The following is a 20,616-nucleotide window of genomic DNA, read 5'->3' as shown; positions in this document are numbered from 1 at the left end:
GGGGACGGAGGGTGAGGGCTGCAAGTAGGATCGCCGTCCCATGGGGGAAGTCCGTGTGCCCGGCTGCCGACAGGGGTGCCGGGCGGCTGCTCCCGCCACGAGCCCGCCTCCAACGAGGGATTGATGCGCCGGTGAGCCAGATCGTCGTCAAACGCCCGCCGAGGTCTCTTCCGCCGGAAGTGCCCGGTGGGGAACTGGTCCTGGAGTCTCCGCCGGAACTCCCGCGGGGACAGCAGGAGTCGGCGTTGATGCAGCTCCTGCCGATGCTCGGCATGGGCTCCTCGGTGGTGTTCTTCTTCATGACGCCGTCGCCGATCATGCGGATCATGGGCACGCTGATGCTCGCCTCGACGGTCGCGATGGCCGTCGCCCAGTTCGTGAGATTCCGTCGCGGTACGCAGGGGCAAATGTCAGATGTCCGCCGCGACTACCTCAAATACCTCGCGCAGACGCGGCGTACGGTCCGGCGCACGGCGCACAGGCAGCGGGACGCTCAGCTGTATCTGCACCCGGCTCCCGAGCAGTTGTGGTCGGTGGTGGCCGAGGGCTCGCGGGTGTGGGAGCGCCGGGTCGGCGACCACGACTTCGGGCAGGCGCGGATAGGGCTCGGGGCGCAGCAGCTGGCGACGCCGCTGGTGGCTCCTGACACCGCGCCGGTGGACGAGCTGGAGCCGCTGTGCGCGGGCGCGATGCAGCAGTTCCTCGCGGTGCACGGGACCCTGGACGGGCTGCCGATGGCGGTCTCGATGCGGGCGTTCTACCACGTCACGGTCTCGGGTGAGCCGGAGTCGGCGCAGGCGGCGGCGCGTGCCCTGGTGGCGCAGCTGGTGACGCTGCACTCCCCCGACGACCTGATGCTGGCGGTGGTCGCGGCCCGTTCGGCGCAGGACCGCTGGGACTGGACGAAGTGGCTGCCGCACACGCAGGTGTCGGGCCAGCCCAACGGCTACGACGGGGCCGGTACGAAGCGGCTGTTCGGCGACGACCTCACCGAGGTCGAGCAGTTGATGCGATCGAAGCTGGACGGACGTCCGCGGTTCTCCCGGGAGAACCAGCCGGTGCTCGACCAGCCGCACGTGGTCGTGGTGCTGGACTCCCACTCCACCCGGGGCGGGATGGTGCCGCCGGACTCGCTGCTCGCGGCGGCCGAGGGTCTGCAGGGCGTGACGATCGTCGAGGTCGTCTCCGGCGACCTCGACGAGCCGCGCGGGGGTCTCTCCGTGGTCGTGCGACCGGGCCGGCTGCGGCTGGAGTCGGGGGGCGGCTTCGCGTACGAGGGGCTGCCGGACGGCATCTCGCTGCCCGCGGCGGAGGCGCTGGCCCGTCAGCTCGCGCCGCTGCGGATGGGCGGCGGGGACGACGACGAGCCGCTGCTCGCCAACCTGGACTTCACGGATCTGCTGAACCTGGGCGACGCGGCCTCGGTGGACGTGGCGCGGACCTGGCGGCCGCGGTCGGTGGCCGAGCGCCTGCGCGTCCCGATCGGTGTGGGCGAGGACGGCCAGCCGGTCATGCTCGACCTCAAGGAGGCCGCGCAGGAGGGCATGGGCCCGCACGGCCTGTGCGTGGGCGCCACGGGTTCCGGCAAGTCGGAGCTGCTGCGGACGCTGGTGCTGGGTCTCGCGGTGACGCACTCCTCGGAGACGCTGAACTTCGTCCTCGCGGACTTCAAGGGCGGCGCGACCTTCGCGGGCATGTCGCAGATGCCGCACGTGGCGGCGGTCATCACCAACCTGTCCGACGACCTGACGCTCGTCGACCGCATGGGCGACGCGATCCGCGGTGAACTGCAGCGGCGCCAGGAGCTGCTCCGGTCCGCGGGCAACTACGCGAACATCCACGACTACGAGAAGGCGCGCGCGGCCGGCGCCCCGCTGGAGCCGCTGGCCTCGCTGGTCCTCGTGATCGACGAGTTCTCCGAACTCCTCACCGCCAAGCCGGACTTCATCGACATGTTCATCCAGATCGGCCGGATCGGCCGCTCCCTGGGTGTGCACCTGCTGCTCGCCTCGCAGCGTCTGGAGGAGGGCAAGCTGCGCGGCCTGGACACGTACCTCTCGTACCGGATCGGTCTGCGGACCTTCTCCGCGGCGGAGTCGCGGACGGCGATCGGCGTGCCGGACGCCTACCACCTGCCGTCGGTGCCGGGCTCGGGCTATCTGAAGTTCGGCACGGACGAGATGACCCGCTTCAAGGCGGCGTACGTCTCGGGCACGTACCGGACGGGCGGGCCGCGCCTGGAGGTCGGGCACATGCCGGTGGAGCGGCGTCCCGCGCTGTTCACGGCCGCGCCCGTGCCGGTGGTGTACGCGGCGCCGGACCCGGCGTACCTCACGGAGCGGCGGGCGGAGGAGGACGACGCGCTCGCGGACACGGTCCTCGACGTGATCGTGCGCCGGCTGGAGGGCCAGGGGGTGCCCGCGCACCAGGTGTGGCTGCCGCCGCTCGACCAGGCGCCGTCGCTGGACCAGCTGCTGCCGGGTCTCGCGCAGACCGCGGACCGGGGGCTGACGGCGACCGAGTACACGCGCCAGGGCGGGCTCACGGTGCCGCTCGGCCTCATCGACAAGCCCTTCGAGCAGCGGCGCGAGGTGCTGTACCGGGACTTCTCGGGTGCGGCGGGCCACATGATGGTGGTCGGCGGTCCGCAGTCCGGCAAGTCGACGATGATGCGGACGCTCGTCTCGTCGTTCGCGCTGACCCACACGCCGGCGGAGGTGCAGTTCTACTGCCTGGACTTCGGTGGCGGCGGCCTGGTGTCGCTCGCCGACCTTCCGCACGTCGGCGGGGTGGCGTCCCGGCTGGACCCGGAGCGGGTGCGGCGTACGGTCGCCGAGGTCATGGGCGTGCTGAACCGGCGCGAGGAGTTCTTCCGCTCGCACGCGATCGACTCGATCGCGACCTACCGGCGCAAGCGGGCCGCGGGCGAACTGCCCGGCGAGGCCTGGGGCGACGTCTTCCTGGTCGTGGACGGCTGGGGCGGTTTCCGCAACGACTACGACACGCTGGAGCCGATCGTCTCCGACATCGCGGCGCGGGGTCTCGGTTACGGCATCCACGTGGTGATCACCGCCTCCCGTTACATGGAGGTGCGGGCGGCGCTCAAGGACCAGATGCTGGGCCGGCTCGAACTGCGGCTCGGTGACGTGATGGACTCCGAGTTCGACCGCAAGGTCGCGGCGAACGTGCCGGCCGGTGTGCCGGGCCGCGGCCAGGTGCCGGAGAAGCTGCACTTCATGGGCGCGCTGCCGCGGATCGACGGATCGAGCTCGGCGGCCGACCTGTCGGACGGCACGGCGGCGTTCGTCCGGTCCGTGCAGGCCTCGTGGGCCGGGGCCCCGGCGCCGGAGGTGCGGCTGCTGCCGCGCAAGCTGCCGGCGGAGCGGCTGCCCAAGGGCTTCGAGTACCCGCAGCACGGCATCGCGATCGGCATCGACGAGACGAACCTGGAGCCGGTGTTCGTCGACTTCGAGTCGGACCCGTTCTTCCTGGTGTTCGGCGAGAGCGAGTCCGGCAAGACGGCGCTGCTCCGGCTCATCGCCAAGCAGCTGTGCGAGCGGTACACGCCGGAGCAGGCGCGGATCGTGGTCGGCGACTACCGGCGGACGATGCTGGAGGCGGTCGCGCCCTCGCACCTCCTCGAGTACGCGCCGATGGCCTCCGCCATGCAGATGCACATGGACGCGATCAACACGGTGATGACGAAGCGGGCGCCCAAGCCCGACATCACCCCGCAGCAACTGCGGGACCGCAGCTGGTGGACGGGTCCGCAGCTGTTCGTCCTGGTGGACGACTTCGAGCTGGTGGCCACCAACTCGGGGAACCCGCTGGCGGTCCTGGTGGAGAACCTGCCGTTCGCGCGGGACGTCGGCATCCGGTTCATCGTGGCGCGCAGCGCCGGCGGTGCCTCCCGGGCGATGTACGAGCCGTTCATGCAGCGCGTGAAGGAGCTGGGCGCGCAGGGCGTCGTCCTCTCCGGCGACCCGCAGGAGGGCGACATCCTGGGCGGTGTCCGCGCGCGGCCGATGCCTCCGGGCCGGGGCACGTTCGTGTCGCGCAAGCGGGGTGCGCCGCTGGTGCAGCTCGGCTGGCTGCCCGAGCAGCACTGACGGAGCGGGCCGGACCGGCGGGTGGATTCCCGCCGTCCGGGTGCGGCGGTCCCACTACTGTGGGTGGGACCGCCGTACCACCGCGAAGGGAACGCGCCGATGACCGACGCAGACACGAGCACGACCGGCGCCGACGGCGCCGCCGCGGCCGCCGAGAAGCAGCGCCAGAAGGACGAGCTGTACGCGCTCGACATCTCGGGCGTCGTGTGGGAGGGCGCTCCCGGGACGAGCCCGGACGAGGAGCGGGTGGAGATCGCCCGGCTGCCCGAGGGGGCGGTGGCGATGCGTTCGTCGCTCGACAAGGGCACGGTGCTGCGGTACACGAAGGCCGAGTGGGACGCGTTCGTCCTCGGGGCCAGGGACGGCGAGTTCGACCTGCGCTGAGCCGCGGACACGCGTGAGGGGGTGGCCCGTACGACGGGCCACCCCCTCACGCGTGCGTGCCTGGTCTCACATCATGCGGAACCGGGCGGCGTTGCCGCGGTCGGTGTCCTGGTAGCCGACGACCGACTCGTCGAGGAGCTGGGCGATGCGCGCCAGGTCCTGGTTCATGCCGGCCATGTCGCGGGTCAGGCGGTCCTGGGTCTCGCGGTACGCGATCTTCGCCTCGCCTTCCCAGTTGCCGGCGACACGGTTGACCTCGGCCATGAGGTCGTCGAGCTTCTGGGTGAGGGTGGTGGAGGTCAGACGGGTGTCGGCCGCCGCCTGCGTCACGGTGTCGTAATTGACCGCAGTGGTCATGGTGTTGACTCCTGGAGTGAGAAGTGGCCCGGTGGACTGGTCGAGTGACTCAGACGCCGAGGATGGCGCTCGAGTTGCCGCCGGAACCGCCGCCGGTGTCCATCGAACGGAAGGACCGCAGGCGGTCCTCCTCCTCGCGAGAGAACCCGTCGGCGCTCATGCGCATCATCTCTTCGAGGTTCGCGAGCTCCTGGCGCATGCTGCGCAGGCGCTGGTTCAGGTCGTTCTGGACCCGGTCGTACTCCTTGCTCGCAGCACCCTGCCAGCCCGCCTGGACGCGGTCCACCACACTGTTGAGGGAGGTGATGCGGGACTGGAGCTCGTCGGAGAAGTCCTGGATCCGGCCGGCGAGCTTGACTTGTTCGGCACTGGTTACGTTCAGGTCTTTCGACATCTTGCCCCTTCTTCCTTCGGTGGCGTCGACGGCGGGGCCGTCGGGCCATCCGGTCGTGATGCGGACGGGAATCTTCTGATGCCGCCCCCGTGATGGGATCGCACTGCCGTGCGCCCCGCGGTCACTTTAGCCATTGACGGCGGCAGTTCCAACTGCAAAGGAGGGTCGGGATACTTGACCGATACGCCGGTCAACGGACCCCCCTTCCGCGGCGGCTGTCGCGGATCACGATGGCGGTCCCGGCGACCACGGCCACCAGGACGACACCGATCCCCAACGTGTAGGTGGCGAGCCGTTCGGAGCGCTCCTGGGGCGTCTCCGACAGCGCCAGACGCGCCGGCTCGGGGGCCGGCGGCTTGGGCGGGCGCGGGTCGGGCGTGGGCTCCGTCGGCGGCGCCGTGGGGGCGTCCGCGAGGGCGCGCACCGGGTCGATCACACCCCACCCCACGTAGTTGTCGCGCCCGTTGACCGAGCGCACGGCGGTCTGCTGGATCCGGGCGATGATCTGGGCCGCGCTCCAGTCCTGGTGCTCGGCGCGGAGCAGGGCGGCGACGCCGGCCACGTACGGAGCGGAGAAGCTGGTGCCGTTGTCGACGCACTGGCCGCCGCCGGGGACCGTGGAGACGATGTCGACGCCGGGGGCGGCGATGCCCACCATGGGGCCCGCCTGGGAGAACGCGGCGCGCTCGTTGTTCCGGTCGGAGGAGGCGACGGCGAGGACGCCGGGGAAGGCGGCCGGGTAGGTCAGCTTGGCCTTGCCGTCCATGCCGTCGTTGCCGGCGGAGGCGACGACGACGACGTCCTTCCTGACGGCCTCGGCGACCGCCTTGGCCAGGTCCGTCTCGGGGCCGAGGCGCGAGGTGGTGTCCTGCGAGATGTTGATGACGTCGGCGCCCTTGGCGACGGCCCAGGTGACGGCCTGCGCCATGCTGTCGGCCTTGCCGCTGTTCTTCTCGTCGTTCTGCCGGATCGGGATGATCGTCGCCTCGGGGGCGAGCCCGACGAATCCGGTGCCCGCCCGGGGGCGGGCGGCGATGATGCCGGCCACCTTGGTGCCGTGTCCGACCTGGTCGACGGTGCCGTCGGTCTTGCCGCGCTGCTCGTCGCCGAGGCCGGGGTTCTTCTTGTCGGGCTTGAGGTAGTCCTTGCCCGCCTTGGCGTCGACCGCGGTCCGCAGCTGCGGGTTGACGTCGTCGACGCCGGTGTCGATGACCGCGACCCTGACGCCCTTGCCCTTGGTGTCCTGCCACAGCTCGTCGAGGAGGACCCGCTGGAGCGGCCAGGGGGTGTCGGCGATCTGCTTCTTCATGGGGAAGGTGCACTCGCCGCTGCCGTCGAGGACGGGGCCGGCCCCGGGTCCTTCGCGGTGGTCCGGGGCGGCCGAGGCCGCGCCCGGGGCCGCGAGGAGCGCGGTCAGGGTGCCGGCCGCGAGGAGCACGGCCGTGCGGGAGGGCGTCCGGGGGACTGTGCGGGACCGGGCGCGGGAGGGCGTACGGGGGGTCGTGTGGGACCCGGCGCGGGAGGGCGTACGGGAGGTCGTCACCGGTGCCACCCCCCTAGGAACCCTGCGGCTGGGCCGCGCTGTTGGAGTCGAGCCGGGGGCCCTTGGACAGGAACTCGGACCATTCGATCGGGACCAGGGCCGGCACGACCTTCTCGTAGCCGAGATGCTTCTGGGCGTCGCTCGGTTCCGGGCGGCCGTCGGTCGGCTTCTCCTTGTCCCCGGCCCCGATCTCGGAACGGGCGGAGTCGCTGTCTCCGTTGGCCTGCACCGCGTAGCGCAGTCCCGTGTCGGTGACCAGGAACAGCGAGCCGTCCGGCGCCTTCTGCCGGCCCTGGATCTGGGTGTACAGCAGGCCGGTGCCGGGGGTGACGTACGTGCTGCTGCCGCCCGCGGTGATGTCCGCGGGGTACTGGGGGCCGGCCCAGGTGCTGAGGGTCGTCCGGCCCTTGTCGTCGACGCCGGTGAGGACGCTGCACACGGTGTCCCGGGCGCCGGGGCCGGAGACGGCGTTGACCTGCTTGGACTTCAGCTCGGGCCAGTTCGCCTCGCCGTGGAAGACGGTGGGGTCGGGGACGAAGGAGGAGGCGTCGGCGGGGGTGGCCTTGCCGTCCATGTCGAGCGACCGGGTCTGCGGGGCGTTGATGAGCAGCCAGGCCGTGAACGGCGTGACCGGCTGCACCTTGCCGGGGAGGACGACGTAGTGCTGGGGGCCGGAGCCGGTGGGGGCGAGGAGGACGTTGCCGATCCGGCTCTCGGTCTCGGTCAGGGTGGCCCCGGGGATCTCGGTGGGGCGGCCGACCTCGCCGCTGTCGATGCGCGGGAAGTCGATCTCGTCGCCGGTCTTGAGGGTGGCGAGCCAGTCGTCGGTGACCGGCTGCGGCTCCTTGCCGAGGCCGACGAGCGCGGTGAGCAGTCCGGTGGACTCGGCCTTCACCGGGTACTTGGTGCCGGTGTGGTCAACGAGGAACTGGGCGGCGCCCGTCTGCCCCTTCACGTACAGGACCTCGCCGTCGACGAGCCGGTCGGCGCCCTCGGTGAGCTTCGCCTCCCGCTCGGCGAAGAGGAAGGTCGCCTTCTGGACGCTGGCGCCGGCGCCGCCGCCGGGCTGTTCGCAGACGGCCCAGCGCTTCGCCTTGCCCGCCTCGTCCGCGCTGGGCAGCCGGTCGGGGGCGTACGGGATGCCGATGATGGGGCCGCGCGGCAGCTTGCCCCGGTCGAGGAACTCGTCGGCGACCTGGACGACCTGGAACTGGTCGGGGTCGAGGAGGAGGCGTGCGGAGGCCAGGTTGAGGACCGGGTGGAGCAGGGTCTTCTTGTCCTTGCCGGTGCCCGTCTCCAGGACCACGTACCGGGTCGTCGACTGCTTGCCGACGATGACCCGGGTCTTGGGGGTGTCCCAGCCCTTGGGGGCGTTCGGCTTGAACATGCCCCAGGCTCCGAACCCGGCCACCACGAGCGCGGCGACGATCAGCCCCGGAAGGATCGCGCGCAGCGGCTTGGGCGCCCCCTCCTCCGTGCCCGAGGGCGAGGGTTGGAGGAATGCCGCCACCGTGCGCTTCTTCGCAAAGGTGTACGCGTTGAGCTCGTCCCGCCGCGATGCCATGAGTCCCCATTCTCGTCAGGCGCGATCTTCGCGCGGGAGCCGGGGAGGTGACACCCGGGCCCCGGCCGTCGGACCGGCCCCCTACTATGCCTGCTGTCCCGTGGGGTTCGTGGGGCGGGTAGGGTGATCCGGCCGCCAAAGCCCTGGCGGGCCAGGGTGATCGGGATGAATTGAGGGGGATTCTCCATCATGGTTTCCGCGACGCGGACGCGGCCCGCCGCGGCCACCGCCTCCGAACCCCCGTCCACGGGGCCGGTGTCCTCGGTCTCACCGAAGCTCCAGGCACGCCCGGGACACTTCGGTTCGTTCCAATTGCAACAGCTCGTACTGATCGAGGTGGCGGCCGCGCTGATGCTCGTCGCCTGGGTCGTCGAGCCGATGCTGATGGTGCCCGCGGGCGTCGTCGCCGTCGTGCTCGTGGTGATGGCGGTCGTCCGCCGGCACCGCCGCTCGCTGCCCGAGTGGCTCGGAACGTTCCTCGCGCTGCGGACGCGGACCCGCCGGGCCTCGTCCTTCACCGTGCCCGAGGGCACCGAGCCGGGGATCGCCCCGGTCGTCGAGTGCGACCCGGCGCTGCGTACCTACGGGTACAGCGACCGCGACCGGCGCCCGGTCGGCATGGTCGGCGACGGCACCTTCCTGACCGCGGTCCTGCGGGTGGAGTCGGAGGGAACGGCGCTGCGCCCGGACCGGGCGGCCGCGCCGCTGCCGGTCGGGCTGGTCCGGGACGTACTGAGCGTGGACGGCATCCGCCTGGAGTCGGCGCAGATCGTGCAGCACACGCAGCCCGCCCCCGCGCCGCACCTGCCGGCCCAGTCGATGGCGGCCCGCAACTACGGCCCGCTCCAGGCGCAGACGGGTTCGCCCGCCGTACGGATCACCTGGATCGCGCTCAAGCTCGACCCCGAGCTCTGCCCGGAGGCGGTCGCCGCGCGCGGCGGCGGCCTCAAGGGCGCGCAGAAGTGTGTGGTGCGGGCGGCGGACCAGCTGGCGAGCAGGCTCGCGGGTGCCGGGTTCGCGGCGAGCGTGCTGACGGAGCAGGAGCTCGTCTCGGCGCTGGCCACCTCGACCTGCGCCAGCCCGATGGCGATAGCGCAGGCGGGCCGCGGGCAGACGCAGGGCCGCCGGACCCAGGAGACCGCGCGGACCTGGCGGGTGGACGACCGGCGGCACACGACGTACTGGGTGGGGCGCTGGCCGCAGCTCGGCGGCCAGGGCGGCCCGGGGGCCTCAATGCCCCAGCTGGTGGCCCTGCTGACCTCGCTGCCCGCCCTCGCGACGACGTTCAGTCTGACGCTGAGCGGCGGGGACCGGCAGGAGGTGACGGTGACCGGACACGTCCGCATCACCGGGCGCAGCGACGAGGAACTGGTGGCGGCGCGCCACGAACTGGAGCGCGCGGCGCGCGGGGTGAGGACGGGGCTCGTGCGGCTCGACCGCGAACAGGTGCCGGGCATCCTCGCGACGCTTCCGCTGGGGGGTGCGCGCTGATGTCCCACGCCGCTGCCTCCTCCTCTTCTTCCTACGGCGGCCCGGCGCGCCAGGGCTCGGGCCGGGCGGCGTCCCGCGGGTCCGCGCGGGCGGGCCGGGGCGCCAAGCCCCGCTTCGGCTTCGGTCTGGTCGGACCGCGCCGCGACCGGCATTCCGTCCCCCTCGACCAACTGGAGGCGCTGGCCCTGCCGGTCGGCGACGACGGCATGGTGATCGGCGTCGACGCCGAGAACCGGCCCGCCGTGCTCGGCATCAACCGGCCCGTCCCGTACGACATCACGCTCATCGGCGGTCTGTGGACCGCTCAGGTGCTGGCCCTCCGGGCGGCCGCGACGGGTGCCCGGGTGGCGGTCGAGACCGGCCGTGCGCAGGCCTGGACGGCGCTCGCGCAGGCCGCCGGCGGCGGTCAGCCGTGCATCGCGCTGCACGACGTGGGGCGCGTGCCGCCGCAGGGTGCGTCCGCGGGCAGTCCCGTGGTCGTCGTCCGCGACTGCGGCATGCGGCCGCCGCGCGGCCGCGTGGTGTCGGCGCCCTGGCAGTCGGTGGTCACGCTGCTGCCCTATCTGAGCCCGGTCGCGCCGCGGCTCCTGGAGAAGTCCTCGCTGGTCGGCGTGCAGCGGGTCTCGCCCGACGAGGCCACGCAGATCGGCCGCATCATGGGCCTGCCGCGCCACGAGTACGAGGCGCTCTCCACGCTCGCCGACGGGGTGACGCTCTGGTGCACGCCGGGCGACCGCCAGTTCGTCATGACGCAGGGGACCGACGCCGAGACCGGATTGTTGGGCGCCGCGCGCAGAATGGACTGAGCGGGACCGAACGGCCGGAAGACGTTCAAGTACGTCCGTTTTTGCATCGATTTGAACGGTCGGGGTTCTCACTCTTCGGCGCGGCCGGGTCACTTGGTGACCGGAACGGGCCATGGGGACGTGCGCGGTGGGTTCGTCGGGCCTGCCCGGGGGTTGCCCGCGCCGATTAGGGTGGAAGAGCCCCGCCCACCACGGCACAAGGGTGCTCGACCACACCAGGAGGCAAAGTGAACGGCGATCGCGACGAGATCCGCGGGGGTTGGAGTCCGCCCGCCGACGATCAGTCCGACGCGGATCCCGCCGAGATGACGGGTGAGTTCACCATCGACTACACCCCGCCGGCCTGGTACACGCAGAACGCGTCGGGCGGTGCGGGGGCCGGCGGTGCCACTCCCCCGCCGCCGAGCGGCGTCCCGGTTCCGGTGCCCGGCCTCCCGGCGGGCAGCGGCTTCGAGCCGAGCTGGAACGCGGGGGCTCCCGCGGCGGGCACGCCCGCCGGTGGCACGCCCGCACCCGGCACGCCCGCGGCCGGTGCCCCCGCGGCGGGCATGCCCCCGGCCGCCGGCCATCAGCCGACCGCCGGACACCAGCCCCCCTCCGGACACCAGCCTCCGGCCGGTCACCAGCCGACCGCCGGCCACCAGCCGCCCTTCGGGGCTCCGCAGGCCGCGACGCCTCCCGCGGCCGTGCCCCCGGCCGCCGTTCCCCCCGTGGTGACCCCTCCGGTGGCCCCGCCCCCGGTGGCCCCGTCCGCCTTCACCGCTCCGCCGGTCGCGACGCCCCCGGCCGCCCCGACCGCCGACGCCTCGGCGCCCGGCGGCTTCCCGCCGCCCGGTCCGCTGCCCGGCACTCCGGCGCCCGCGCCCACGGCACCCTTCGGAGGCGGGGACGTCGAGAGCGGCTCGACCATGCGCTTCTCCCCCGCGGCGCTCCAGCGCGAGATCGCCGAGCGGACGGCCGGGGCCGCTTCGGCGACGCCCGACCCCACGCCCGCGGCGGCGACGCACGGCGGCGGCTCGGAGGAGCCGGCGGCGGCCCGGACCACCGGGATCGACACCCCGGCCGACGGCGGCACCCCGGCGGGGACCGCCGACGCGGCGACCGCCGACGCCGAGCCCCGCCGGGAGGGCGCCCTCTCCGCCGAGGCCCCGCGGGCAGCGGAGCTCTCCGGGGCGGCGACGGAAGCCCCCGCGGCCCCCGCGGCTCCCGAGACCGCCGGAACGACCGAGGCCCCGGAGACCCCTGAGGCACCGGAGGCCCACGACGGGGTCGCGGACGACGGCGGCGCCGACGCTGCCGCCCCCGCCTCCGCTCCCCCCTCCCCCTCCGCTTCCGCCTCCGCCTCCGCGCCGAACGAGGACACCGAGCCGGAGCCCGCCGCGTCCTCCACGGAGGAGTCCACCCCGGACTCCGCGCCGGTGGCCGACGCAGCCCCCGCGGAATCCGCCGCCGACACGACCGTTCGCGAGCCGGAGGCGGCCCTGCCCGACGCCGTCGCGAGCGCTCCCGAGACGGCCGCTCCCGAGGCGCTGACGGAGCCGATCGCCCCCGTCCCGTACCCGCCGGCCGACGCCGTCCCGCCGGGCTACGCGCCCGACGCGGCTCCCGGCCCCCTCCCCGGGGCCGCCCCGGCGCCCGCGCCCGGGCAGCCGCTGCCGCCGGCGGGGCCGCAGGCCGGCGCCGGACTGCCGCCGCTGCCGCCCTCGTTCCAGCCGGCCGCCCCCGGCCCCGCCCAGCAGTGGCCCGCGCAGCCGGCCCCGGGTGGGCAGCCGCAGCCCCAGGCCGCACCGCTGCCGCCCGCGGCCGCCTGGCCGCCGCCGCCCGCGCCCGGCGCCCCCGGCGCCGTGCCCCCGCAGGCCCAGCCGCAGCCCCAGGCTCCCGGCGCCTACGGCTACCCGCAGGCACCGCAGCCGCCGCACGCCCCGCAGGCCGCACCGCAGGAGCAGCCGCCGGCTCCGGGCGGTCACGGCTACCCGCAGGGTGCCGCGGCCCCGCAGCCCCAGTCCCCGGCGCCGCAGGGCGGCTACGGCTTCCCGCACCCCGGGACGCCGCCGGAGCAGGCCGGCTACGGCTACCCGCAGGGCCCCGGGGGGCAGCCGGGTGTCCCCGGTGGCGTGCCGCCGCAGGCCCAGGGCGGCTACGGCTACCCGCACCCCGCCGCCGCGCCCCCGCAGGCCGCGGCTCCGCAGCCGCCGCAGGGCGGGCAGCCGGTCGACCCGCGGACCGGGGCCGCGTGGCCCTCCCCCGTGACGCACGACCAGCGGGAGCGGTCCGTGCCGGGCGCCCCGCTCGGCTACAACGCGGCCGTCGAGCTCTCCTCCGACCGCCTCCTGCGGAACAACAAGCAGAAGCCCAAGTCCAGCCGGACGCCCGGGGGCGCCGCCGCCCGCTTCAAGCTCGGCGGCAAGAAGGAGGAGGCGGAGCGGCAGCGCAAGCTGGAGCTGATCCGGACCCCCGTCCTCTCCTGCTACCGGATCGCGGTCATCTCGCTCAAGGGCGGCGTCGGCAAGACCACGACGACCACCGCGCTGGGCGCCACGCTGGCGACCGAGCGGCAGGACAAGATCCTGGCGATCGACGCCAACCCGGACGCCGGCACCCTGGGCCGCCGGGTGCGGCGCGAGACCGGCGCGACCATCCGCGACCTGGTGCAGGCGATCCCGTACCTGCACTCGTACATGGACATCCGCCGGTTCACCTCGCAGGCGCCGTCCGGTCTGGAGATCCTCGCCAACGACGTGGACCCGGCCGTCTCGACGACGTTCAACGACGAGGACTACCGGCGGGCCATCGACGTCCTGGGCAAGCAGTACCCGATCATCCTCACCGACTCGGGCACCGGCCTGCTGTACAGCGCGATGCGCGGGGTGCTCGACCTCGCCGACCAGCTCATCATCATCTCCACGCCCTCCGTGGACGGCGCGTCCAGCGCGTCGACGACGCTGGACTGGCTCTCCGCGCACGGCTACGCGGACCTGGTGCAGCGCTCGATCACGGTCATCTCCGGGGTCCGCGAGACCGGCAAGATGATCAAGGTCGAGGACATCGTGCAGCACTTCCAGACCCGCTGCCGCGGTGTCGTGGTCGTGCCCTTCGACGAGCACCTGTCGGCCGGCGCCGAGGTGGACCTGGACATGATGCGGCCGAAGACCCGCGAGGCGTACTTCCACCTCTCGGCGATGGTCGCGGAGGACTTCGCACGGGCGCAGCAGGCGCAGGGGCTGTGGACCGGCGACGCCCAGGGCGCGGTGCCGCCCCACATGGCCCCGCCGATGCCCGGACAGCCGATGCCGGGGCAGCCGGTGCCGGGGCAGTTCGCGCCCGGACAGCCGGGACAGCCCGCTCCGGGGCAGCCGTACGGCGCCCAGCCGGCTCCGGGGCAGCCGTTGCCCGGACAGCAGCCGCCCGGTCAGCCGTACCCGCCGCAGCAGCCGTACGGGCAGCAGCCGGCTCCCGGGCAGCCGTACGGAGCGCCGCCCGCACCCGGACAGCCGTACGGGGCCCAGCCGATGCCGGGCCAGTACGTCCCCGGACAGCCGATGCCCGGACAGCCGCTGCCGGGACAGCCCGCGCCGGGTCAGCCGTACGGAGCACCGCCGGCCCCCGGACAGCCCTACGGCGCGCCGGGCGGCGCCCCGGGCATGCCGCAGGGATGGCAGCAGCCGCAGCCGGGCGCACCGCTGCCTCCGCAGGCCGATCCGCAGGATCAGGGGCACGGGCAGCCGCACGGTCAGGGTCGGCCCGGTGACCAGGCACAGGGGCAGGTCCCGCCGCCCCACTGGTCGCAGGAGCAGCCTCCGCAGGCTCCGCCAGCCCCTCAGCAGTAAGGCGTCACAGGAGTAGACCAATGAGGCCCCGTACCGGTTCCCCGGTACGGGGCCTCTTGGCATTCCCGCAGCCCACAAGGGGTTTGAGGGATCGTTGACGACGGCAGACCACCGCTGATAAACCTTCGCTTCACTCACCGTCAGCCCAAGATCCACGACAGATCCCCCGACGCGAGGTCACGTCCCATGGTCATGGTCACGAAGGTTCCGCCCCGTCACTCCCCCACGCACAGAGCACTCCGCGTGCTGCTCGCCTCCGGTGTCACCGCCGTCTCCCTCGTGGCCGTTCCCGGTACCGCATCCGCGGAGGACGACAAGGCCGCGGGGAACACGCTCACCGTCGCGGTCTCGCAGAGCATCGACTCGCTGAGCCCGTTCCTCGCCCAGAAGCTCACCTCGACCAGCATCCACCGGCTGGCCTACGAGTACCTCACCAACTACGACGCCAAGGACGCCCGTACGGTCCCGGGCCTGGCGACCGCGTGGACCCCCTCGGCGGACAAGCTGACGTGGACGTACACGATCCGCGAGAACTCGAAGTGGTCCGACGGGAAGCCGGCCACCGCCGAGGACGCGGCCTGGACCTTCAACAAGATGATGACCGACCCGAACGCGGCCACCGCCAACGGGAGCTTCACGGCCAACTTCGCGCAGGTCACCGCGCCCGACCCGAAGACCCTCGTCATCCGGCTCAAGAAGCCGCAGGCCACGATGACCGCACTCGACGTGCCGATCGTGCCCAAGCACGTCTGGGAGAAGGTCGGCGACTTCTCCACGTTCAACAACGACAAGCAGTTCCCCATCGTGGGCAACGGGCCGTTCGTCATCACGGACTACAAAGTCGACCAGTACATCAAGCTCAAGCCGAACAAGGACTTCTGGCGGGGCGCCCCCAAGTTCGACGAGCTGGTCTTCAAGTACTACAAGGACGGGGACGCCGCCGTCGCCGCCCTCCAAAAGGGCGAGGTGTCCTTCGTCCCGAACCTGACCCCCGCCCAGGCCGCGGCCCTGAAGACCCAGCAGGACGTCAAGGTCAACGACGCCCCCGGCCGCCGCTTCTACGCCATCGCCACCAACCCCGGAGCGCGCGCCCGCGACGGCGGCACCTTCGGCAACGGCCACAAGGCGCTGCTCGACCCGGCGGTCCGCAAGGCCCTCTTCCTCGCGGTCGACCGCGCCACTCTCGTCGACAAGGTCTTCCAGGGGCACGCCGTCGAGGGCCAGGGCTACATCCCGCCCCGTTTCGGCTCGTACTTCTGGCAGCCGGGCGACGGCCAGAGGCGCGCCTACGACCCCGCCGAGGCGGACAAGGTCCTGGTCGCGGCCGGATACCGGAAGAACGCCGACGGCAGGCGGGTCGGCAAGGACGGCAAGCCCCTCGACTTCCGGATCCTCTGCCACGCCACCGACCCGAACGACAAGGCCGTCGGCAAGTACCTCCAGGAGTGGTGGGGCGAGCTGGGCATCGGCCTGAAGGTCGAGTGCCTGGACAGCGTCTCCGACCCGTGGGTCAAGGGGGACTACGACCTCGCCTTCGACGGCTGGTCGGTCAACCCCGACCCGGACTACGTCCTGTCCATCCACACCTGCGGCACGCTCCCCGCGACGCCCAAGGACTCCGGGGCCACCGACAACTTCATCTGCGACAAGGAGTTCGACGGCCTCTACGCGCAGCAGGCGGTCGAGTACGACACCGCCAAGCGGGCGGATCTGGTGAAGCGGATGCAGTCCCGGCTGTACGACACGGGGTACATGAACATCATGGCCTACCCGAACGCCCTGGAGGCGTACCGCACGGACCAGATCGCGTCCATCACGACCATGCCCGAGGCCGCCGGGAACCTCTGGGGCCAGGACGGCTACTGGAGCTGGTGGTCGGCCGTCCCCGCGGCCTCCGCGTCCGACGGCGAGGGCTCCGGCTCCTCGACGACCCTCTGGCTGGTCCTCGGGCCCGTCGCGCTCGTCCTCGTCGCCGTGGGCGTCTGGACCGCCCGCCGCCGTCGCACCACCGCCGACGACCGCGAGTAGTCCGTGACGACCGCGAGCACCCCCGCCGACGTGGTGCGGGCCGAAGAGGCCCGCGCCACGGACGGCGCACCCCGCACCGGTGCCTCCCTCGGCTATCTCCGCCACGCGGCGGGGAAGCTGGGCGGCGCGCTCGTCTCCCTCTTCGCCGTCCTCGTCACCAGCTTCTTCCTGTTCCGGATCATCCCCGGCGACCCGGTGAAGGCGATGACGCACGGCGTGCCCACCTCGGCCGAGCAACTCGCCACGCTGCGACGACAGTTCGGTCTCGACCTGCCGCTATGGCAGCAGTTCGCCGACTACTGCACCAAGGCGCTGAGCGGCGACCTCGGCACCTCCTTCCAGTTCCGCGCCCCGGTCGGCGACCTCATCGCCGAGAAGCTGCCCGCGACGCTGCTGCTCACCGGCGTCGCCGTGGTGATCTACTCGGCGCTCGGGCTCTGGCTCGGCACCCGCTCGGCCTGGCGCCACGGCGGGCTCGGCGACCGGCTGAACACCGGCATCGCGCTGACCCTCTGGTCGGTGCCCTCCTTCTGGCTCGGGCTGCTGCTCATCATCGTGTTCTCGGTCGGCATCGGACCGGTCCCGGGGCTCTTCCCGACCGGGGGCATGGAGTCGGGCACCGGCGAGACCGGCTTCGCGTACGTCCTCGACGTCGCCCACCACCTCGTGCTTCCCGTCGTCACCCTGGTGGCCGTCGGCTACGCGCAGACGCTCCTCGTGATGCGCTCCTCGCTCCTCGACGAGATGGGCGGGGACTACCTGACGACGGCGCGGGCGAAGGGGCTGCGCGACGACGACGTGCGGCGCCGGCACGCCGTGCCGAACGCGCTCCTGCCGACCGTGACCATGGTCTTCATCAACCTGGGGCACGTGGCGGCCGGTTCGATCCTGGTGGAGACGGTGTTCTCCTGGCCGGGGCTCGGCGGGCTGTTCTACCAGGCGCTGAGCGTGCCCGACCTCCCCCTCGTCCAAGGACTGTTCGTGGTCTTCGCCGGAGCGATGATCCTGATGAACCTGATCGCCGACCTGCTGTATCCGCTGCTCGACCCCAGGGTGGGCCGATGACCTCTACCGAGTCGGTACCGCCGTCGGCGGCCTCGCTGCGACGGCAACGCCGCCGGAGCTCGGCCGCCCGCTTCTGGAAGTCCTACCGCGGCCACCGCGCCGGGCTGTACGGCCTCGCCGGCCTCGCCCTCATCGCCCTCCTCGCGCTGACCGCCCCGCTGACCGTCGGCGCCGACGTGCAGTCCGTGACCCAGGCCCCGGGCACCGCCCTGGAGTCGCCGAGCGCCCGGTTCCCGCTGGGCACCGACCAGTTCGGCCGCTCCCTGCTCGGGCTGCTGGTCTGGGGGGCGCGGATCTCGCTGCTCGTCGGGTTGCTCGCGGCCGCGCTCTCGGTCGCCATCGGCACCCTGGTGGGAATCATCGCCGGGCACTACGGCGGCTGGTTCTCGACCGTGGTCATGCGGGTCACCGACTGGTTCCTGGTGATGCCGACCCTGGTCCTCGCGATCGTGCTCGCCACCGTCATGTCCCGGTCGATGTGGACGGTCGTCCTCGCCATCGGGGTGACCTCCTGGCCGACCACGGCCCGCCTCGTGCGCGCCCAGACGATCGCCGTCGAGTCCCGGCCCTACATCGAGCGGGCGACCGCCCTCGGCGGCGGCCACGGGCACGTCATGAGCAGGCACGTGCTGCCGAACGTGATGCCGCTGGTGCTCGCCCAGACCACGCTGGGCATCTCGACCGCCATCCTCACCGAGGCGACCCTCGCCTTCCTCGGACTCGGCGACCCGACCGTCGTCTCCTGGGGCGGCATGCTCCAGGACGCCCGCGAGGCCGGCGCCGTCTCCTCCGGACACTGGTGGTACCTGGCACCGCCCGGCCTCGCCATCGCCCTGGTCGCGCTGGCGTTCACGCTGTGCGGCCGGGCCGTCGAGTCCGTACTCAACCCTAAGCTGGGGGTGGGTCGATGAACACGCCGAGCCTCCTGGAGGTCCGCGGCCTGCGGGTGACGTACGGGACGGGGGCGGACGCCGTCCCCGCGGTCCGCGGGGTCGACCTGACCCTGGAGGCCGGCCGGAAGCTGGGGGTGGCCGGCGAGTCCGGCTGCGGAAAGTCCACCCTGGCGCTGGCGCTGCTGCGGCTGCTGCCGGCCTCGGCCCGGATCGAGGGCGAGGTCCTGCTCGACGGCGAGGACGTCCTCGCCATGAAGTGGGGCCGTCTCCGGGCCGTGCGCTGGGCGGGCGCGTCCATCGTCTTCCAGGGCGCGATGCACTCGCTGAACGCCGTGCACCGGATCGGGGACCAGATCGCCGAACCGCTGCTGGTGCACGGCCGGGCGACCCCGGCGGCCGCCCGCCGGAAGGTCGGCGAGCTGCTCGAACACGTCGGGCTGCCCGCCGCGCGGGCCGCCGCCCATCCGCACGAGCTGTCCGGCGGCCAGCGGCAGCGCGTGATGATCGCGATGGCGCTGGCCTGCGATCCGCAGCTGATCGTCGCGGACGAGCCGACGACCGCGCTGGACGTGATGATCCAGGCCCAGATCCTGCGGCTGATCGAGCGGCTCGTCGCCGAGCAGTCCATCAGCCTCCTGATGATCAGCCACGACCTCGCGGTCCTCGCCGACACCTGCGACCGGCTCGCCGTGATGTACGCGGGCCGGGTCGTCGAGGAGGGGCCGGCACGGGACGTGTACGAGGCCGCCCGGCACCCCTACGGCCGGGCCCTGTCCTCGGCCTTCCCGCGGATCGGCGACCCGGCGTCCCGGCGTGCGCCGCGCGGACTGCCGGGCGACCCGCCGGACCCGGCGGACCTGCCGGGCGGCTGCTCCTTCCGTCCGCGCTGCCCGGTGGCGGTCGACGCGTGCAGGGAGATCGACCTGGAGCTACGGGAGGCGGCCGCGGACCACCGCGCCGCCTGCGTCCACGTGGGGAGCGCGTCATGAGTACGGAGACGGCCGAGCGCACCGAGAAGGCGGCGGCGCTGCTGTCGGCGCGGGGACTGCACGTCACCTTCCCCGGGCGGCGGGGAGCGCCGCCCGCCCGGGCGGTCGACGGGGTGGACCTGGACATCGGGGCGGGCGAGATCGTGGCCCTCGTCGGGGAGTCCGGCTGCGGCAAGACGACCCTGGCCCGCTCGCTCCTCGGCCTGGTCCGGCCCACCTCCGGGACGATCTCCTTCGACGGGAAGCCGCTCGGGTACGGCTCCGCGGCCCTCAAGGCCTACCGGAGGCGGGCCCAGCTGGTCCTCCAGGACCCGAGCGGTTCGCTGAACCCCCGGCACACCGTGTACGACGCGGTGGCGGAGGGGCTGCGGATCCACGGCCACCCGGGCGACGAGCGGGCGGCGGTCGCGGAGGCCCTCGCACGGGCCGGGCTGCGCCCTCCGGAGCGCTTCTTCCTGCGCTACCCGCACGAGCTGTCCGGCGGACAGCGGCAGCGCGTCGTCATCGCCGGCGCGCTGGTTCTGGAGCCCGAACTCATCGTCGCCGACGAGCCGGTGGCCTCCCTGGACGCCTCCGTACGGGGCGAGATCCTGGCCCTGCTGCTGCGTCTGCGGGACGAACTCGGCCTGTCCGCGCTGGTGGTGACGCACGACCTGGGTCTCGCGTGGAACATCGCGGACCGGGTGGCGGTGATGTACCTCGGGCGGGTCGTGGAGACCGGCACGGTGGAGTCCGTCCTGACCCGGCCCCGACACCCGTACACCCAGGCCCTGTTGTCGGTGCTTCCGGAGTCAGGGGGCGCGCCGGTGGTGCTGACCGGTGAGCCGCCGGACCCGTCGCGGATCCCGTCCGGCTGCCGTTTCCACGCCCGCTGCCAGGTCCTGGCCTCGGGAGCGGCGGCTGCGGTCGCGGACCGCTGTCGCGGCGAGGGCCTGCCGGTGCTGGGCGGCGGGGGCGAACAGGAGGCGGCCTGCCACTGGGTGGCGCGGGAGCAGGCGCTCTGAACCGTCCGCCGCCGCCCCCCGGGGGCGAACCGGCGCGGTGCCTCCGGGGGCGCCGCGCCGGACCGGGCCTAGAGCGTGTCTCTTTGATCAGTTGATCAGTTGATCGGATGTGTCTGTCCGATTAGTGATCACTGATGCGATGTGGGACCGGATCGAGCCGCT

At 73.2% G+C, this 20,616-nt stretch carries 14 protein-coding genes; 10 read left to right on the top strand and 4 right to left on the bottom strand.

Features of this window, described 5'->3' with window-relative positions; translation table 11 throughout:
* Nucleotides 1-131 precede the first annotated feature (131 nt).
* Entirely contained in the window at nt 132-4,109 is a 3,978-nt protein-coding gene (gene eccCa, locus ACF09E_RS35365) for a type VII secretion protein EccCa (protein ID WP_392210393.1), read from the top strand.
* Between the two features lie 99 nt (nt 4,110-4,208).
* Entirely contained in the window at nt 4,209-4,493 is a 285-nt protein-coding gene (locus ACF09E_RS35360; RefSeq protein WP_392210391.1) for a DUF397 domain-containing protein, read from the top strand.
* Nucleotides 4,494-4,559: 66 nt separating this feature from the next.
* Here the strand turns inward: ACF09E_RS35360 and ACF09E_RS35355 are convergent, their stop codons facing one another.
* From ACF09E_RS35355 to eccB, 4 genes are all read right to left on the bottom strand, one after another.
* The gene (locus tag ACF09E_RS35355; protein WP_388793984.1) at nt 4,560-4,850 is read right to left on the bottom strand and encodes a WXG100 family type VII secretion target; all 291 of its coding nucleotides are present in this window, start codon (nt 4,848-4,850) and stop codon (nt 4,560-4,562) included.
* A 49-nt stretch (nt 4,851-4,899) separates the two neighbouring features.
* Nucleotides 4,900-5,244 carry a WXG100 family type VII secretion target gene (locus ACF09E_RS35350; RefSeq protein ID WP_361852659.1) on the bottom strand — a complete coding sequence of 115 codons (345 nt, stop codon included), beginning with the start codon at nt 5,242-5,244 and terminating at the stop codon, nt 4,900-4,902.
* Between the two features lie 190 nt (nt 5,245-5,434).
* Nucleotides 5,435-6,787, bottom strand: a complete 1,353-nt coding sequence (mycP, locus tag ACF09E_RS35345; RefSeq protein ID WP_392210389.1) for a type VII secretion-associated serine protease mycosin — start codon at nt 6,785-6,787, stop codon at nt 5,435-5,437.
* Between the two features lie 13 nt (nt 6,788-6,800).
* Nucleotides 6,801-8,351, bottom strand: coding sequence for a type VII secretion protein EccB (eccB, locus tag ACF09E_RS35340; protein ID WP_392210387.1), 1,551 nt, complete (start codon nt 8,349-8,351; stop codon nt 6,801-6,803).
* A 189-nt stretch (nt 8,352-8,540) separates the two neighbouring features.
* Here eccB and eccE point away from each other — a divergent pair, with 189 nt between their 5' ends.
* The 8 genes from eccE (at nt 8,541) to ACF09E_RS35300 (ending at nt 20,454) form a co-directional block, all read left to right on the top strand.
* Nucleotides 8,541-9,842, top strand: coding sequence for a type VII secretion protein EccE (eccE, locus tag ACF09E_RS35335; protein ID WP_392210385.1), 1,302 nt, complete (start codon nt 8,541-8,543; stop codon nt 9,840-9,842).
* A complete protein-coding gene (locus ACF09E_RS35330; RefSeq protein ID WP_392210383.1) occupies nt 9,842-10,648 on the top strand; it encodes a hypothetical protein in 807 nt (268 codons plus the stop codon). The genes eccE and ACF09E_RS35330 overlap by 1 nt, the downstream gene beginning before the upstream one ends.
* 227 nt (nt 10,649-10,875) lie before the next feature.
* Nucleotides 10,876-14,475 (top strand): SCO5717 family growth-regulating ATPase, encoded by a 3,600-nt coding sequence (locus ACF09E_RS35325; RefSeq protein WP_392210381.1) that lies wholly within the window; start codon nt 10,876-10,878, stop codon nt 14,473-14,475.
* 192 nt (nt 14,476-14,667) lie between these two features.
* Nucleotides 14,668-16,503 (top strand): ABC transporter substrate-binding protein, encoded by a 1,836-nt coding sequence (locus tag ACF09E_RS35320; RefSeq protein ID WP_392210405.1) that lies wholly within the window; start codon nt 14,668-14,670, stop codon nt 16,501-16,503.
* A 3-nt stretch (nt 16,504-16,506) separates the two neighbouring features.
* Nucleotides 16,507-17,568 carry an ABC transporter permease gene (locus ACF09E_RS35315; RefSeq protein WP_388793969.1) on the top strand — a complete coding sequence of 354 codons (1,062 nt, stop codon included), beginning with the start codon at nt 16,507-16,509 and terminating at the stop codon, nt 17,566-17,568.
* Nucleotides 17,565-18,479: an ABC transporter permease gene (locus tag ACF09E_RS35310; RefSeq protein WP_392210379.1), complete on the top strand. Its 915-nt coding sequence runs from the start codon at nt 17,565-17,567 to the stop codon at nt 18,477-18,479. The genes ACF09E_RS35315 and ACF09E_RS35310 overlap by 4 nt, the downstream gene beginning before the upstream one ends.
* Nucleotides 18,476-19,450 carry an ABC transporter ATP-binding protein gene (locus ACF09E_RS35305; RefSeq protein WP_392210377.1) on the top strand — a complete coding sequence of 325 codons (975 nt, stop codon included), beginning with the start codon at nt 18,476-18,478 and terminating at the stop codon, nt 19,448-19,450. The genes ACF09E_RS35310 and ACF09E_RS35305 overlap by 4 nt, the downstream gene beginning before the upstream one ends.
* The gene (locus tag ACF09E_RS35300) at nt 19,447-20,454 is read left to right on the top strand and encodes an ABC transporter ATP-binding protein (RefSeq protein WP_392210375.1); all 1,008 of its coding nucleotides are present in this window, start codon (nt 19,447-19,449) and stop codon (nt 20,452-20,454) included. The genes ACF09E_RS35305 and ACF09E_RS35300 overlap by 4 nt, the downstream gene beginning before the upstream one ends.
* The last annotated feature ends 162 nt before the right edge of the window (nt 20,455-20,616 follow it).

It is taken from the genome of Streptomyces sp. NPDC014891 (assembly GCF_043081085.1).
Lineage (GTDB): Bacteria > Actinomycetota > Actinomycetes > Streptomycetales > Streptomycetaceae > Streptomyces.
The sequence above is the reverse complement of the archived record's forward strand: the minus strand, read 5'-3'. Positions and strand labels throughout refer to the sequence as shown.